Annotated in this window: 1 protein-coding gene; it reads right to left on the reverse strand. The window is 66.1% G+C overall.

Annotation, left to right across the window (positions count from 1 at the left end; translation table 11 throughout):
* Positions 1-245 (reverse strand): ParB/RepB/Spo0J family partition protein (locus HBA93_RS22830; RefSeq protein ID WP_221724754.1); only part of this gene is annotated, 245 nt, incomplete at its 3' end.

Here is a 245-nt window from a genome sequence, read left to right on the forward strand (position 1 = left end):
TCCAGCGCCCGAAAGCGGCGACCGCCGGCGGGCACCTCGAACATGCCGGTTTCCTTGCCCTCGGCATCCACTACCGGGCGGACATGCAGGGACTGGATCAGGCCGCGGCGGGCGATGGACTCGGCCAGTTCCTCGACCGAGATTCCGGCCTTGACGCGCCGGACGTTGGACTGGCTGAGCACCAGCTTGTTGAACGGAATGTCGCGCGAGGACGACAGGGTGATCTTCTGAACGGCAGTGGCCAT

This window comes from Ochrobactrum sp. SFR4, assembly GCF_019730395.1.
Classification (GTDB): Bacteria; Pseudomonadota; Alphaproteobacteria; order Rhizobiales; family Rhizobiaceae; genus Pseudochrobactrum.